The organism is Nonomuraea sp. NPDC048892 (assembly GCF_040649735.1).
Taxonomy (GTDB): Bacteria; Actinomycetota; Actinomycetes; order Streptosporangiales; family Streptosporangiaceae; genus Nonomuraea; species Nonomuraea maheshkhaliensis.
On sequence record NZ_JBEZFZ010000036.1, the window covers coordinates 1 to 15,379 of the forward strand.

The 15,379-nt window shown below is 71.6% G+C and carries 17 protein-coding genes; 4 read left to right on the forward strand and 13 right to left on the reverse strand.

Translation table 11 applies throughout. The features are described 5' to 3' along the window. The first annotated feature begins 154 nt into the window (after window positions 1–154). A complete protein-coding gene (locus AB0C28_RS50545; RefSeq protein ID WP_357860331.1) occupies window positions 155–1,072 on the forward strand; it encodes an ABC transporter ATP-binding protein in 918 nt (305 codons plus the stop codon). Then, window positions 1,065–1,844, forward strand: a complete 780-nt coding sequence (locus AB0C28_RS50550) for an ABC transporter permease (RefSeq protein WP_358083815.1) — start codon at window positions 1,065–1,067, stop codon at window positions 1,842–1,844. Before AB0C28_RS50545 ends, AB0C28_RS50550 begins: the two co-directional genes overlap by 8 nt. 21 nt (window positions 1,845–1,865) lie before the next feature. Here the strand turns inward: AB0C28_RS50550 and AB0C28_RS50555 are convergent, their stop codons facing one another. Continuing rightward, window positions 1,866–2,726: an SDR family NAD(P)-dependent oxidoreductase gene (locus AB0C28_RS50555; protein ID WP_358083818.1), complete on the reverse strand. Its 861-nt coding sequence runs from the start codon at window positions 2,724–2,726 to the stop codon at window positions 1,866–1,868. Between the two features lie 51 nt (window positions 2,727–2,777). Between AB0C28_RS50555 and AB0C28_RS50560 the strand changes: the two genes are divergently transcribed. Further along, on the forward strand, window positions 2,778–3,242 hold the full coding sequence (locus AB0C28_RS50560; RefSeq protein ID WP_358083821.1) for a MarR family transcriptional regulator: 465 nt from the start codon (window positions 2,778–2,780) through the stop codon (window positions 3,240–3,242). 172 nt (window positions 3,243–3,414) lie between these two features. Here AB0C28_RS50560 and AB0C28_RS50565 read toward each other — a convergent pair whose 3' ends face one another. Next, entirely contained in the window at window positions 3,415–4,608 is a 1,194-nt protein-coding gene (locus AB0C28_RS50565; RefSeq protein ID WP_358083823.1) for an FAD-dependent monooxygenase, read from the reverse strand. Window positions 4,609–4,719: 111 nt separating this feature from the next. Here AB0C28_RS50565 and AB0C28_RS50570 point away from each other — a divergent pair, with 111 nt between their 5' ends. Then, window positions 4,720–5,334 carry a TetR/AcrR family transcriptional regulator gene (locus tag AB0C28_RS50570; protein WP_357860317.1) on the forward strand — a complete coding sequence of 205 codons (615 nt, stop codon included), beginning with the start codon at window positions 4,720–4,722 and terminating at the stop codon, window positions 5,332–5,334. A gap of 29 nt (window positions 5,335–5,363) precedes the next feature. Here AB0C28_RS50570 and AB0C28_RS50575 read toward each other — a convergent pair whose 3' ends face one another. The 11 genes from AB0C28_RS50575 to AB0C28_RS50625 are packed head-to-tail and all read right to left on the reverse strand — an operon-like array spanning window position 5,364 to window position 15,377. Next, entirely contained in the window at window positions 5,364–6,518 is a 1,155-nt protein-coding gene (locus tag AB0C28_RS50575) for an FAD-dependent monooxygenase (protein WP_358083826.1), read from the reverse strand. Then, a complete protein-coding gene (locus AB0C28_RS50580) occupies window positions 6,515–6,967 on the reverse strand; it encodes a transcriptional regulator (RefSeq protein WP_357860311.1) in 453 nt (150 codons plus the stop codon). Before AB0C28_RS50580 ends, AB0C28_RS50575 begins: the two co-directional genes overlap by 4 nt. A gap of 45 nt (window positions 6,968–7,012) precedes the next feature. Beyond that, window positions 7,013–9,460 carry a PEP/pyruvate-binding domain-containing protein gene (locus tag AB0C28_RS50585; RefSeq protein ID WP_358083829.1) on the reverse strand — a complete coding sequence of 816 codons (2,448 nt, stop codon included), beginning with the start codon at window positions 9,458–9,460 and terminating at the stop codon, window positions 7,013–7,015. Further along, a complete protein-coding gene (locus tag AB0C28_RS50590; RefSeq protein WP_357860305.1) occupies window positions 9,447–9,782 on the reverse strand; it encodes a MarR family transcriptional regulator in 336 nt (111 codons plus the stop codon). The genes AB0C28_RS50585 and AB0C28_RS50590 overlap by 14 nt, the downstream gene beginning before the upstream one ends. Before the next feature lie 17 nt (window positions 9,783–9,799). Further along, complete coding sequence (locus AB0C28_RS50595; protein WP_358083832.1) at window positions 9,800–10,891, reverse strand: hypothetical protein; 1,092 nt, start codon at window positions 10,889–10,891, stop codon at window positions 9,800–9,802. Continuing rightward, window positions 10,822–11,067: a hypothetical protein gene (locus tag AB0C28_RS50600; RefSeq protein ID WP_357860300.1), complete on the reverse strand. Its 246-nt coding sequence runs from the start codon at window positions 11,065–11,067 to the stop codon at window positions 10,822–10,824. Before AB0C28_RS50600 ends, AB0C28_RS50595 begins: the two co-directional genes overlap by 70 nt. Beyond that, window positions 11,064–11,786, reverse strand: a complete 723-nt coding sequence (locus tag AB0C28_RS50605) for an ATP-binding cassette domain-containing protein (RefSeq protein WP_357860297.1) — start codon at window positions 11,784–11,786, stop codon at window positions 11,064–11,066. The genes AB0C28_RS50600 and AB0C28_RS50605 overlap by 4 nt, the downstream gene beginning before the upstream one ends. After that, window positions 11,779–12,285 carry a TetR/AcrR family transcriptional regulator gene (locus AB0C28_RS50610; protein WP_358083835.1) on the reverse strand — a complete coding sequence of 169 codons (507 nt, stop codon included), beginning with the start codon at window positions 12,283–12,285 and terminating at the stop codon, window positions 11,779–11,781. Before AB0C28_RS50610 ends, AB0C28_RS50605 begins: the two co-directional genes overlap by 8 nt. Window positions 12,286–12,298: 13 nt before the next feature. Beyond that, a complete protein-coding gene (locus AB0C28_RS50615; protein ID WP_357860291.1) occupies window positions 12,299–13,498 on the reverse strand; it encodes a cytochrome P450 in 1,200 nt (399 codons plus the stop codon). Further along, window positions 13,495–14,757: a glycosyltransferase gene (locus AB0C28_RS50620; protein ID WP_357860288.1), complete on the reverse strand. Its 1,263-nt coding sequence runs from the start codon at window positions 14,755–14,757 to the stop codon at window positions 13,495–13,497. The genes AB0C28_RS50615 and AB0C28_RS50620 overlap by 4 nt, the downstream gene beginning before the upstream one ends. Continuing rightward, window positions 14,754–15,377 carry a TetR family transcriptional regulator gene (locus AB0C28_RS50625; protein ID WP_358083838.1) on the reverse strand — a complete coding sequence of 208 codons (624 nt, stop codon included), beginning with the start codon at window positions 15,375–15,377 and terminating at the stop codon, window positions 14,754–14,756. The genes AB0C28_RS50620 and AB0C28_RS50625 overlap by 4 nt, the downstream gene beginning before the upstream one ends. Between the last annotated feature and the right edge of the window lie 2 nt (window positions 15,378–15,379).

Consider the following 15,379-nt stretch of genomic DNA (forward strand, 5'->3'; position numbering starts at 1 on the left):
GTCGTCATCCTGGGCATCGCCGCCCGCAACGGCACCCCGATCAGCTTCTGGCAGTTCACCAAGTACGGCCTGATCGTCACCGCGGTCACCGTCACGCTCGTCGCCCCGTACCTGTGGCTGCGCTACCTGTGACACGAGGAAGGGCGGTGGGCGGATGCCGGTGATCGAGACGGTGGATCTGACCAAGCGCTATCGGGAGGTGGTCGCGGCCGACGGCGTCTGCCTGCGGGTTGCTCCCGGTGACGTCCATGCCCTGGTCGGCCTGAACGGCGCGGGCAAGACCACGCTGATCCGCATGCTGCTCGGCATGATCGCCCCCACGTCCGGCACTGCGCGGGTGCTGGGCGCCGAGGTCAGCGCCGGTGATCGCGGGGCGTGGGCGCGGACCGGGTATCTCATCGACACGCCGGCCGCCTATCCCGAGCTGACCGTACGGGAGAACCTGCGCCTCGTCGCCCGGCTGCGCCGCCTGCCCCGGCCGGCCGGACGCGTCGACGACGTCATCGACCGGTTAGCCCTCACTCCTTACGCTGGACGCAGAGCCCGCACCCTGTCCATGGGCAACGCCCAGCGCCTGGCCCTGGCCAAGGCGCTCATCCACAGCCCTGACCTGCTCATCCTCGACGAGCCCAGCAACGGGCTCGACCCGGCCGGCGTGGTGGAGATCCGGACCCTGCTGAGCGAACTGGCTCGCGAGCACGGCACCACCGTGCTGCTCTCCAGCCACCTGCTGGCCGAGGTGACCCGGCTGGCCACCCGCATCGCCGTCATCCACCAAGGCCGGCTGCTCCAGGAGATCAACCCGCGCCAACTGGGCGGTCAGGTGCGTCGCAGGCTCGTCCTGGCCACCCGGGACGACACTCGCGCCGCTCACGCGCTGGCCGGTTACGGGTTCACCTCGGAACCGGGCGTCGGCGCCGGTCTGGTGCTCACCGGTCAGCGGGCGCTGGAGCATCCGGAGGAGATCGCCACCGCCCTGGTGGAAGCCGGCTGCCCGCCCACCCGGTTGGTGGTCGAGCAAGAGGACCTGGAGGATTTCTTCCTGCGCCTGGTGGGAGAGGCCGATGCGTAAGGCGCTGCTCGCCGAGCTGCTCAAGCTGCGGCGCAGCCGGCTTCCGTGGATCACGACGGCGACCTTCGCCGTGGTCGCGGCCGTGTGCGGGTTGTTCATGTTCATCCTTCAGGACACCGGCAGGGCTCGCGCGCTCGGCCTGCTCGGTGACAAGGCGCAGCTCAGTGCCGCCACTGCCGACTGGCCCGGCTACCTGGCGCTGCTCGCTCAGGCCACCGGCGTGGGCGGTTTGGTCATTTTCGGCACGCTCGTCATCTGGCTGTTCGGACGCGAGTTCAGCGACCGCACTGCCAAGGATCTGCTGGCCCTGCCCACCTCACGCGGCGCCATCGTGGCGGCCAAGTTCGTCGTCGCAGCCGGCTGGTCGCTGTTGCTGGCGCTGTGGACGGTCGCGCTCGGCTTGCTCGCCGGAATGCTGCTCGACTTACCCGGCGGCTCGATCGCCGTCCTCGCCGCCGGGGCCGCGCGAATCGTGATCACTGGACTGCTGACGTACGTGCTGACCGCGCCGTTCGCTCTGGCGGCCAGCGCGGGGCGCGGTTACCTGTCTGCCGTGGGGGCCATGTTCGCCGCCGTGTTCAGCGCCCAGATCATCGCCGCGCTCGGCTACGGCGCCTATTTCCCGTACTCGGTGCCGGGCCTGTATGCCGGGATCGCCGGCCCTGCCCAGGATGCGCCCGGACCACTGGGCCACCTGCTGGTTCTTGCCTTAGGTGTGGCCGGGGTCGCGGCGACCGTGGCCTGGTGGCGGCGCGCCGACCACGATCGCTGAGCATGTGAATCGCCTCCGTGGTCACCAGGCCCAGGCGGGATCGCCGGTGGCGGTCCGGGAGAGCGACCACAGCCGTTCGCGGGCGGCCCTGTCGTAGGCGGAGGCTGGGGCGCGGACGGGGCGGAGGTTTTCGTCCACGTACGGCCCAGGCAGGCTTCCGCCCCAGGTGGCGAAGCGGGCGTAGGTCTCGCCGAGGCGTTCGGCGGGGACGGCCATGCGGTTCTTGGGCGCGTACAGGGTGCGCAGCAACCGTGGCATGGCGGCCACCCGATCGGGGTCGAGGCGTACGGCGGGGACGCGGACGCAGGTGGTCTCCAGGCGTCCTCCGGCCTTCTCGGTCAGGGAGAGGGTGGTCATGATCTGGGCGAGTTTGGCGTGGTAGTAGGCGCGGGTGGGGCTGTACCAGCTCGGGTCGTCGAGTTGGTCGAAGCGGATCCGGATGCGGGGCATCGAGAGCAGTCCCTTGCTGGCGACGTTGATCACGCGGGGCCGGTCCGCGGCGGCGAGCAGGGGGCTGAGGTGTGCGGTGAGCAGGAAGGGGCCCAGGTGGTTGGTGGCCCAGAACAGTTCATGGCCGTCTGCCGTGAAGCGGGGCTCTTGGATCGTCTGGTCGAAGACGGCGGCGTTGTTGATGAGCACGTCGAGGTGGCCGACAGTGTGCGTGAGCTGGTCGGCGGCGGCCTTGATGGAGCCGGGTATCGACAGGTCGGCGTGGATCAGGGTGGCCGGGTGCGCGGCGTGGGCGTTGATGTCGGCCAGGGCAGCGCGGCCTCGATCGGGGTCTCGGCACAGCGCCAGCACGTGGTGGCCTGCGGCGGCGAGAGATTGGGCGGCGCGTAGGCCGATCCCTGAGTTGGCGCCGGTGATGGCGACGGACAGCATGCGGGGATTCTAGTCTGTTCGGAACGATCCGAACAGATTAGAATCTGTGGGGTGGCGGGTGTTGAGGAGTTCGTGGAGAGCGCGGGGCTGTACTTCGAGCGGCTGGGGCTCAGTCGTACGGCAGGGCGGGTCGTCGGCGTGCTGCTGGTCGACCCGGACGACTCCGGCGACGCGCCGGGGCTGTGTGAGCGGCTCGGCGTGGCCAAAAGCAGCATGAGCGTGGCTCTGGGGCAGCTCGAACGGGGTGGGCTCGTCGAGCGCTTCCGCCCACCCCGGGGGCGGCGCGATCACTATCGGCTGACCGAGGACGTGTTCGGACGTGCTTTCCGGGCGAAGATGGCTGAGTTCTCCGCATTCGCGCAGCTCGCGGAGCAGGGTCTGGCCGTGGTCGGCGACAGTCCCAAGAGCCGGGCCAGGCTTGAGCTGATGCGTGACATGTACGGCTTCATGGGCCGCGAGTTTCCCAAGCTCCTCGACGAATGGGATCGACGGCGCCCCGGAGCTCAAGGTTCATGACCGGGCCTGCTCCTGTCGCAGGACCTGGTCCAGCCATGGGCCCAGGCGTGCCGCAGGGGGCCGGCCGCGCCAGGCCAGGTGGGCGTCCGGGCGGATCAGCCAGACGTCCTGTTGCGTGCCGGAGTCGCGGTCAGCGCCGTGACGGTGTCACCCAGCCGTTCGCGCGCCTCTTTCAGGCACGCGTACGTGTCCCCGCCCGGAGAGAGCAGCGCCCAGCGGCGGCCCAGTTCGGCGTGCAGGCGGGTGGCGCTGCCGTCGGGCGGAGGCAGATCAGGTCCGCCACCCGGTCGCCGGGCCGTGGCCGTCGCCGGGCCACGCCCCCGCCGCCCAGAGGACCGCGCCGGTACGTCGCCCACAGCTGGGAGGCCAGTTGCCCGGCCCGGCGCTGCACGGCCGGCAGGTTGGCGACCGGAACGAGCACGCGGTTGCGGAGGTTCTCCGCGTCGCCCATCCCGGTGACCATGCCCTGGCCGCCGAGCGGGCTGTGGATGTGGGCGGCGTCGCCCGCCAGGAAGATCCGGCCCCGGCGGTAGGTGTCGGCCAGCCTGCGGTGGATGCGGAAGGCTGACGTCCACACCGCGTCCTTGATGCGGATGTCGGCGCGTCCGGTCCGCTCGGGCACGAGCCGGCGGAAGCGTTCGACGATCTCCTCATCCCCCTGTACGCCGTCCGCACCGGCGGGGTCGTAGGCCATCAACCGCCACAGATCGTCCGCACCGCCCTCCTCTCGCATCGGCAGGGCGAAGAACGGGCCGTCCCTGTGTGGCCAGCCGTGGCCGCCGGCCCGGTCCACCGGCCAGTCGGCGTGCACGTCGGCCAGCAGGAATCCCTCGGTGAGCCGGACCCCGGGAAAGCCGATCCCGGCCAGCTTGCGCACCGTGCTGTGCGAGCCGTCGCAGCCTGCCAGCCATCGGCAGCGCAGCGGGACCCGCTCGTCGCCGAGCAGGGCGGTGACCCCGTCGGCGTCCTGGACGAGGTCGGCCAGCGGGGTGTCCCAGCGGACGTCGACCCCCAGCTCGGCCAGCCGACGCCGCAGCTCCGCCTCGATGTCCGCCTGCGAGATGTACAGAGCCGGCCGCGCGTCGCCCAGGCCCACGTCACCGAAGCGAATGGTGATCGCCGGGCGCCCGTCCAGATGCTGCGTGATGGTGATCGCCGAGAGCGCGCGTTCCGGCAGGTCGCCGAGCGCACCGAGCCGGTCGAGCACCTCGACGCCCCGCGCGTGCAGGATGTTCGCCCGCGACGTGGACGCGGGTCCGGACGCCGAATCCACCACCTGGACGGCGATGCCGTGCAGGCGCAACGCGCAGGCCAGCGCCAGACCGGCCGGCCCCGCGCCGACCACCAGCACCTCGGTGTCATCCATGATGCGCTCCCGGTCTTCAAACGACGGAACGGACCCGTTCCGTCTCACCGTGGAGCCTAAGCGGGCGAACCGTCGGAACGTAACCGTTCCGTTCCGTAGTAAGGTGTCGCCATGGCCGCGACCCACGGACGTCGAGTGGCAGGAGCGGCGCTCCTGCGCGAACACGTCACCGACGTGATCACCTCGGCAGTCCTCGACGAGCTCGCCGACACCGGCTACGCCCGGATGTCCATGGAAGCCGTCGCCCGGCGAGCCGGCGTCGGCAAGGCCGCCCTCTACCGGCGCTGGGCGTCCAAGGAGGTCATGGTTCAGCAGATCGTCGGCAACCTGGCTTGGCACGCCGTCCCCGTCCCCGACACCGGCAACCTGCGCGACGACGTCAGCGCCTACGTTCGCGACGCCGCCGCGCTCAGGAGCGACCTGCGCGCCACCCGCATCATCGCCGACCTCGGCGCCGAAGCCATCCGCAACCCGCAGCTCGCCCAGACCTTCTACGCCGCCCTCCGCGAGCCCCGCCGCGCCGCCGGCGCCGCCATGCTGCACCGCGCCGTCCAGCGTGGCGAACTGCCCGCCGACCTGGACACCGACCTGGCCCTCGACTGCCTGGTCGGACTCACGTACGCGCGCCCGCAAACCCTCATGGCCGAAGGTGACTTCGCCGACCCGTACGCCCACGACCGGCTGGTCGAGGTCATCCTCGTCGCCCTGGCGGCCTGCCGCCGATAAGCGCCTGCGAATGCCGATGCGGCGCGGGGTTATCTACCGGTGTCCGGGGTGGGCAGGTGGGGTGGTTGCCAGCGCCAGGTGGCGTTGCCGTCGGGCGTCAGGCCCTTGCGCCACAGCGCGGGCGGCACCAGCCGCACCATGGTCGTCAGCCATCGGTGGGCGGCCGGGGAGGTGGTGCGGCGGCCGTCGGCGCGGGCGCCTCGGGCGGTGGCCTGGGTGCGGGGGCGGCGTTCGGCGTCGTAGCGGCGCAGCGCGGTCCCGATCGACGGCTCGGCGGCCAGGGCGGCGGCGAGTACGACGGCGTCCTCCAGGGACTGCCCGGCGCCCTGGCCCCGGTCGGGGCTCATGGCGTGCGCCGCGTCGCCGAGCAACGCCACCCGCCCGTCGACGTAGGACGGCAGGGGGTCGAGGTCGTGGATGTCGATGCGGATCACGGCGTCGTCCGGGGTGGCGGCGATCAGGGCCGGGATCGGTTCGTGCCAGTCCCGTACCTGCTGCAGGACCGTAGCCTTCTCGTCTGCGTGACGGACGCCGGGCCGGGCGCAGGTGGTGACGTAGGCCCAGTAAGCCCGGTCACGGCTCAGCGGGTGGATGAGGAAGTAGGCGCCGGAGCCCATGGTGACGCTGCCCGGCAGCGCTCCGGCGGGAGCGATGCCCAGCCAGGCGGTACGGCCGAGATAGCGAGGCGGGGACGCGTCCGGCCACAGCGAACGGCGTACGGCGCTGCGGATGCCGTCGGCGCCGATCACCACGTCCGCGGTGGCCTCGCCGTCTTTCCAGGTGACCGTTACCTGGTCTCGGTCCTGGCGGAGGCCGGTGACCTCCGCACCGGTGCGCACCCATCCGGCGGGCACCGCCTCCAACAGCAGCCGGTGCAGGTCAGCGCGGTGGAAGGCGAGCAGCGGCGTCGGATCGCCGGGGTGGGCCCGTTGCAGGTGACGGCCATCGGGCAGGCGCAGGTTGCCGGCCGAATAGGTGGGCAACCCGATCGCGCGGGCCTGCTCGCCGACGCCGAGCGCGTCCAGGCAGCGCATCGCGTTCGGCGCCTGGGACATGCCGGCGCCGATCTCGCCCAGGTCGTCAGCCCGTTCCAGCACCACCGCCCGCCAGCCGATCCGGCGCAGCGCCACGGCGGCGCCCAGCCCGCCGATGCCACCGCCGACGATGATCGCCTGCCCGTTCATGAGCCGTCCTCCAGCGGCGGCGCGTCGTCGAAGACCTTGGCCATCCACGCGAAGGTCGCCTGTGCCTGCCGGATCCGCGCTGAGCGATCGTCGTCCGGGCCGACCAGGTCGAGACCGTCACGGGTGATGGCCAGGAACGACGCGATCCCGGCGACCTGCTGCCGCACCACGACCGCCCACGCGTCGTCGGCCATCCGGTAGTAGACGGTCCGCTCGCCCGGCCGGGTGCGCCAGGTGAGGAAACCCATGCCGGTCAGCAACCGCAGGTTCGAGGTGAGCGAGGCGCGGCTGGCGCCAATGGCCGCGCTGATCTGCCCGGCCGACTGCTCAGGGGGATCGCATACCATCAGCCAGCCCAGTACCCGCCCGGCGATCGGCGGCACCCCGTCGCGGGCCAGATACATGGCCACGCGTTCTACCCACTCCAGCGACGCTTCCCGGTCGTCCACGCGACTCATATTACAGCTATTTCAGTACAAACTAAAATAACTGCTTCAGATAGCAGCGCCGGCTGGGTCGTCGATGGTGACGGTCCCCGCCGCGCCGTCGATTGTGATCAGTTGGCCGGTCTTGATCTCGTGGGTGGCGTCGCGGACACAGATGACGGCCGGGATGCCATACTCGCGGGCGACGGTGGGGCCGTGCGCCATCGGCGACCCGGTCTCCGTGACCAGACCTGCCGTTGTCATGAACAGCGGGGTCCAGCCGGGATCCGTCGTCGGTGCCACGAGGATCTCGCCCGGTTCGATGTGCGCATCGGCCGGGTCGCGGATCACCCGCGCCCTGCCGGTGGCCCGTCCGGCGGCTCCTGCCATTCCGACCAGCACCCCGTCCCGCACGGCTCCCTGGGGGGCGAGCGCCTCCAGGTCGGTCCCGTCCGACAGCAAGGCGCCCGGGACGCTGGGCCGTCGCAGCTCCCGCTCGTACTCGGCGCGGCGCGTCGCGATCAGCTCCCGATGGTCAGCTCCGCCGTGCACGGCGTCCCCGGCCTCGAAGAGGTCGAGGAACATGATGTCGTCCGCCCGCTCCAGCAGCCCGCGCGCGACCAGGTCGTCTCCGATCAGCAGGAGCTGCCGACGCGCTACCTGGATCGCGGTCAGCCAGGCGAACTTCGCGATCTCCCGCAGGCCGGTGAGTTTGCGGGATCGCCGCATCAGGAAGGTCGCCATCCGGCCGCGTACTGGCCTGGCCCGTCGTGCCCGCCGGGCCAGCGTCGCGATCATCTTCTCCGCCCTCTCCGCGGCCTGCGCGAACCGCCGGTCAGGCGCCTGCTCGGGGTCGTCCACGCGCAGGTAGTTGGCGATCGTGGCGAACAGAGGAGCCGGGTCCTCTTCCCAGCGTGGCATGCCGGCGTCGATCTCGGCGGCGGCGCGCATGCCGTACCGGTCGAGGAAGCCGGACATCCCGATGTCCGGCAGCTTGCCCGCGCGATAGCGCTCCGCCAGTTCCTGCGGCGGGGTGTCGAGGAACAGCTCACGGTGTACGCGCGCCCGCTCCGCGACCTGCCAGAGCGCGAGGTCCATCTCCGTGGTCACGTTGTACGGCATCCCGCCCAGGACGATGTCCAGCTCCTCCGGCGTGGCGACGCCCTCCAGCAGCCCGGACGGCACGATGCCGGCGAGTATCCCGGCCATCAGCGGCCCCATCAGGGTCGTCATGGCGGGGCCCGTGGCCATCCGATGGGAGTCCTCGATCACCCAGCGAAGCCGCTCCGCCGCCGTCGCCTGCTCGGCCGGGGGTATGGTCCGGCGCCTGATCTCGTGCACGGCGCGATAGGCCCTGGCCCGGGCGAGATCCGGTCGTGCCAGGCTGCCCACGAGGCCGGCGATCGCCCCGGGCGCCAATCGAGCCGCCATCCTCGCCGCGGTGCCCAGTCGGAACGGCAGGCCGGGCCGCGGCGCGAACCGTGGATCGTCCAGCACCCGCTCGACGGCGCTCTGCACCCGCGGCCCGTACACCTCCAGTGACGTTCCCAGCCGCCCGCGCATGGCCTTGTTGCGCACGAAATCGGTCAGGTCGAAGTAGAGCCGCCCGCCGATGGGTATCAGCCGGGGCAACGGATCGCGCGGGTCGACGCGTGCGCCGGCGGCCGCGAACCACGTCCCCGACCCCACCTTCAGTAACGACACCCCCATCGGCGTGGCCGGCCGGAGCATTCCCTGGATGTGGCCGAACTCCAGGTAGAGGCGCATGTCACCGGTGTCCGGCGGGGCCGGGAACAGGGTCGTGACCGGCCGCGACTGCAGCAGCCACAGCGTGCCGTCCGCGTCGATGGCCCACTCGATGTCCTGCGGCGAGCCGAAGTGATCCTGCAGCCGCAGCCCGGCTCGCCGCAGTTCCTCCAGTTGCTCGTGGGTGAGGCAGCCATCGCGGTTCCGTACGGGCTCGTGGCGGCCGAGCACATGGTGGTCCGGGATGACAGTCCCGTCGACGACGGCGGTGCCCAAGCCGGGAGCGGCGTCGACGACCATCTCCGTGCGGCAGCCGGTGATCGGATTCGCGGTGAACAGGACGCCCGCGGCCACGGGGTCGACCATGCGCTGGACCACCACCGCCATGGCGGCGTCGGTGATGCCCGCCTTGGCGCGATAAGCCACGGCACGCTCGGTGTACAGGGAATCCCAGCACCGGCGTACCGCGTCGAGGAGCGGGCCGGCGCCCTCCACGTTGAGGTACGTGTCCTGCTGGCCGGCGAAGCTGGCATCCGGCAGGTCCTCGGCCGTCGCGCTGGAACGGACGGCCACCCGCCCGCCGCCGAGCCGCTCGTAGGCGTCGATCAATTCCCGCTCGGGCAGTTGCCGGGAGGTGTAGGACTCGACGGTCAGACAGAAACCGGCCGGAACGCGCTCACCCGCCCCGATCATCTCGCCGAGCCCGGCGGCCTTGCCGCCCACCAGCTCGATCATGCCCGCATCCACCCGGGCCAGGTCAACGATCGTCATGCCGCATCCTTTCGGCGGCCTTGGCCAGCAGCTCCATGGCCTGGAGCACGACCGGCCGCTCATCCGGTCCGAGGTGGTCCCACAACCTCAGCTGCGTCTCGACCCGCATCTGATCCATCCGCCGCAGCACCGCAGCGCCCTGGCCGGTGACCCGCACCCGCCGCACCCGCCGGTCGGCCGCGTCCTCGTAGCGTTCGACGAGGCCGCGGCGCACCAGCTGATCCACCAGCCGGCTGGTCTGCGACACCGACCGCTTGACGACGACGGCGAGCTCCTTGATCGTCGGCTCACCCCCGCGGTCCAGCGGCCTGTATAGATGCACCGCGTCCCGGTCCCGAGTCACATGGCCAGATCCCGGCGGCGGAGCCCGTACAGGCCGACGGCCGTGAAACCGGCGGCCACGAGCGTGAGCCCGAGCAGCGTCCCCGGCCCTGGGGCGGCCAGCGTGGAGTAGTGGACGTGCGCGAACGGGAAGATCATGAACACCGAGTCGCTCACCAGCCCGACCTCCCAGCTGATCTCCAGGGCGATCACCAGGACGACGACCGGTACCGTCACCGCGAAGGCGAGATGGCTGAGCGCCCAGCGGGTCCGGCTGACCGGGCCGGACAGGAAGAGCTCGGTGCCTTCCTCACCGCGCAGGCGCAGCACGGTCATGATCGCGTACAGGGAGACGGAGAACACCGCGAGTTCGTACACGACGAGCCGGAAGAAGATGTCCACGGGGTCGGCGGCTCCCGTGCGTTCGGCCCAGAAGCTCAGCCCGCCGCTCTGGCTGAACTGTTCGAGCGCGTCCTTCCCGGCCAGTCCGAGTGCCACGCCGATGAAGGCGGCGCCCGCGACCCACGCCAGCGCCATGCCCCGGTGCGTCCGCCACGCCAGTCCGAGCGGCCCGTTCAGGCCGGGCGGTGCCTGGGCGGGGCCCGGCCGCGACGGCACGAGCCCGGCGCCGACGTCCCGCCGGGCCGACAGCGCGTAGGCCGCCCAGAACAGGCCCGCGACGAAAATCGCGACCATCGGGAACACCCACCACTGCTCGCCGCCGAAGGCCCGGGCGCGCAGAATCCACCCATTCGGTACGAGCCAGCCCAGCCATTCCAGCCCCGGCCCGCCCAGGTCACTGAAGCCGCGAATCAGGTACGCGGCGAAGAACACCGTGAAAGCCAGGAATCCGGCCGGGCGGGCCCGTTGGGTGAGCTGCACGGCGACCGCGGCCAGCGCGGCCCCCGGCCAGCCGGCTGAGGCGGCCATCAGACCCCAGGCGAGAGACCCTGCCAGGGGGAGCCCGGCGCTCACCCCGACGGCGGTGATCGTCGCGGCCAGCACCAGGTTCGCGCCCAGTACGACGATGAGGGCGGCGGTCAGCGGCGCGTGCCGTCCGACGGCGGCCGCGCCCACGCTGTCGCCGCACGCCGGCCCTTGCAGCAGCATGACGGCCGGTTGGCGGCGATCTCGTCGACGTACTGCCGGAGGGCTTCGGGGGCCGGGAGCAGTTCCCGGATGGTGGCCACCGTGGTCGCCACGAACAAGGTGACCGACAGGATCCACAACGGCTGCCAGACGCGGTCGCGGCGCAGGATCAGCCGGATCAGGGTGGCCGTGTTCATCGATAGTGCCTCATGAACAGCTCTTCGAGCGTGGGGGGCTGGGCGGTGATGTCGCGGACGCCGTACTCGGCGAGCCGGGCCAGCACGTCGCCGATGTGCTCGGGGTCGGCCTGGAATCGCACACGGTGGCCCTCCGTGCTGAGCTCGTGGACGTGAGGCAGGCCGCCGTCCGGCACTCTGGCCAGGTCCGCCATGACCGAGATGCGGGTCAGATGGCGCAGTTGCGCGAGCGTGCCGGCCTCCACGATCCGGCCGTCACGGATGATGCTGACCCGGTCGCAGAGTGCCTCGACCTCGGCAAGGATGTGGCTGGAGAGCAGGACCGTACGGCCGGCGCGCCGCTCCTCGTTGATGACCTCGCGGAAGACCGCCTCCATCAGCGGGTCGAGGCCCGAGGTCGGCTCGTCCAGGAGCAGTAACTCCACCTCGGAGGCGAGCGCGGCGCTCAGCGCGACCTTCTGCCGGTTGCCCTTGGAGTAGGTCCGGGCCTTCTTGCGCGGATCCAGGGCGAAACGCTCGATCAGCTCGTCGCGCCGCTTCGCGTCAGCGCCGCCGCGCAGCCGGCCGAGCAGGACGCGCAGGGTCGTGCTCTTGCCCGCGCCGTTGGGGCCGAGGAACCCGTGCACCTCGCCTTCCCGTACGGTCATGTCCAGGCCGTCGAGCGCGCGTACCCGGCCGAAGGTCTTGACCAGCCCGCTGATCTCGATCACGTCAGGCATCGGAGCGCTCCTCGTTGACCTCGGTGACGGCTTGGCGGAGCTGGTCTCCTTGCTGGGTCGCGATCCACTGGCCCATGTGGGCGTAGACGTCGATCATGGCGGTGCCCAGCAGACCGGTGTTGGCGCGCTGCAGCACGTCGATGCCCAGCCGCCGGGACATGTGCTCGTGCAGCACGATCGTGCCCAGGTGCATCGCCGCCATCGCGACGGCGCGCTCGCGCACCTTCGCCCCACCGGGCGCGAACTCGTTCGGCCAGGTGCCGGCGAAGAACCGCTCCGCGGTCTCGGCGCCTTCGTCGAACAGCTCGGCCGCCACGGGCGAGCCCTCGACCAGGGCCCGGGCGAGATAGCGGACGCTGAGCTCACTCGCCTCGTACATGCCCTTGAGGAAATCGGGGCTGACGTCGGCCCCGTCCTGGACCTCGCCGGCGGCGCCCAGGACGACGTCGCGTACGTGCTTGTCGCAGGACTCCCGCAGCGCTTCCATATTGGAAGCCATATCAAGATATTGGCTACATCGGAGATGTCCGGACCGGAAGCGCGTCAAGAGCCCGGGCCATGCCCGGCCGCCAGCCGATCTCGGACGGCGGCACGGCCAGAGTGAGGCCGGGGAAGCGGCTCAGCAGGGTGCGCAGCGCTATCTGCGCTTCCGCCCGGGCTAGGGCGGCGCCGAGGCAGTAGTGGATGCCGTGGCCGAACCCCAGGTGCGGGTTGTCGGCACGGCGCGGGTCGAGCAGGGCGGGCCGGTCGAAACGGCGCGGGTCACGGTTGGCGGAGGCGTACACCACCTGGACCGGCTCGCCCGCCGGGATGGTCACGCCGCCGAGCTCGACCGGCTGGAGCGTGTAGCGCATGACCGCGATCTCGGCCGGTCCGGTGACACGCAGGAACTCCTCCACGGCCGCCGCGACGGCGTCCGGGTCTGCGCGCAGGCGCGCGAGCAGGTCCGGGTGGGTGAGCAGGAGCCGGACGCTCTGGCTGATCAGGCCGACCGTGGTCTCGTGGCCGGCGATCAGCATGCTGATCGACAGTGCGATCAGCTCCTCGTCGGACAGCCGGTCGCCGTCGTCCTCCTGGACGCGGACCAGCGCCGACAGCAGGTCGTCGGCGCCACCCGCCCGCTTGGCGCCGACCAGCTCGGTCATGTACGCGACCAGGCCCCGTGCTCCTGACGCGATCCGGTCCAGGTCGGGGGCGGTCAGGTCGCCGGCCCACGCGCGCCAGACGTCGCGGTCATGCGTGGGCACGCCGAGCAGCTCGCAGATGACCTGGATCGGCAGCGGGTACGCGAACCGCTCGATCAGGTCGAACTCGCCGGGCAGCCCGTCCAGTAGCTCGTCGGTGATCTCCTGGATGCGCGGGCGCAGCCGCTCCACCCGGTGGGCGGTGAACTCGCGCGACACCAGTCGCCGCAGCCGCGTGTGATCCGGCGGGTCATAGGCGCCCAGGGTGTGCATCAGGTACGGGGCCACGTCGACCGGCAGTCCGGCCGCGGCGGCCACGTCCAGCTTGGACTGCTTGGTGACGTCGCTGCTGAACCGCGGATCGGTCAGCGCGGCCACGCTCTCGTCGTAGCCCGTGACCAGCCAGATCGGTGTGCCGTCGACATAGCGGCCTCGGCTGACCGGCCCGTTCTCGGCCAGTCCGGACAGAAACGCGTCCCGGTCGGCCGCGGTCAGCAGTCCGAGAATCTCCGGTTCGGTGGTGTTCATGCTTGTGACTCCAGAATCTCGACAGCTCGGTGGACGCCGTTCTCGGCACGGACGCGCTCACCGGTCGCGGCGGCGGCACGGTCGAGGGCCGGATCGGTGATCGCCCGGTGGATGGCTCCGGCCAGCCCGTCGGCGGAGAGGTGGCGCTGCGGCCGCGGCTCGGGGGCGACGCCGATGGCGTGCGAGCGGGCGGCCCAGAACGGCTGGTCGGCCACGAACGGGCAGACGACCTGCGGCTTGCCGGCGGCCAGCGCGGCGCCGGTGGTGCCGCTGCCACCGTGGTGGACGACGGCCGCCATGCGCGGGAACAACCAGTCGTGCGGAGCCTGTTCCAGCGTGAACACGTTCTCGGGCAGGTCTCCGGTCCGCATCCCGCCCCATCCGGACGCCAGAACCGCCCGGACCCCGGCCAGCCGTACGGCTTTGGCGACGACGCGTCCGACCCGTGCCGGATCGGTGCCCGCCATGCTGCCGAAGCCCACGTACACAGGAGGATCCCCGGCGTCCAGGAACGTGGCCAGTTCCGGCGGCGGCGACCAGCCGGGGGCGGCGGGCAGGTACCAGAAGCCGGTGGTGTGCACCCACGCCGGATAGTCCGGCCCGGCGGGCAGCAGGTGAGCGCTGAACGCCTGCAGCACCGTGGCCGGCCCGCCGTCCGGGCGGCGCAGGATGTCGTGCCGTCCGCGACGGCGGGGAAGGCCCAGCCGTCCTGCGCGTAACCGGTCGGCGATGCCGCCGAACGAGCGAAGCATCAGCTTGATCGGCAGGTACGAAGCCCGGTTCAGCGCCCTGGGCAGCGGCAACGGGAGCATCGGGTTGGGAAAGGCGCTGGTCGGCACCCACACCGGCTGCAACGCCGCCGGCACGGCCGGCACACCGAGCCATTCGGCGAGATGCTGGCCTGGTATGCCGGGGGCATGAACCACGAGGTCCGCCCCGCCCTGTGCGGCGGTCGCCATGTCGTCGAACACGCGGGCCATGAGCGGCTTGGTGCGCCGCATGACCTCAAGGGCGACCCCCTTGCCGCGTAATCCCCGGTAGTTCGTCTCGATGGCCTCGCGGATCCCGGGGTCGTCCATGAGCGTGTTCGGCCCGTCGTGCAGCGGCGCGAACGTGAGCCCGTACGGCTCGGCCAGCGAGGCCATCGCCGCCGGCGCGGCCAGCACCGGCTGGTGCCCGGCCTGGCGCAGAGCCAGGGCGAGAGCGGTGTACGGCTGGACGTCGCCGCGTGTGCCATGGGCCAGGATCAGCACCTTCACCGCGAACCTCGTTCCTTGCGGACCGCGTCCCACGCGCCCAGGACGCGGTCGTCGGCGAACAGGCCGCGGGTGAAGATCTCGATTCCGGCGCGGGAAGAGCGCAGCGTCTGATCCGTTTCCGGCAGGTCGCCCGAGCGCAGCACCCGCGACAGGTGCTCACCGAACGTCAGCGGTGCCAGCAGCCACGTCACGTAGACGGCGGCACGCGCGCGCGGGTCATCGCTCGGATGCACCCGTCCAGCCCGTACGCCCTCCTCCAGCCACCGCTCCGTCGTCTCGACGATCTCGTCGAACAGTGCCGCCGCCTCCGGAGTGCCGTCCAGGAACGCGCGCCCCAGGTAGAGCCGCGCCGCCGAGCCCGCCTCCAGCATCGCCGCCAGCCCGCTGGCGTCGTCGAGGTCCGCTTCGGGGCCGCCGCGTACCAGCTCGACCACGTACGCGTCGCATGCCTTGCGCAGCCCCTCCTTGGACCCGAAGTGATGCAGCACCAGCGCGGCCGACACCCCGGCGCGGGCGGCGATGGCCCGCACGCTCACCCGGTTGATCCCCTCGGCGCCGAACAACTCCAGCGCCGCGTCCCGGATCCGGGCTCGCCCGGTCAGGTCACTCTCTGAACGCATGA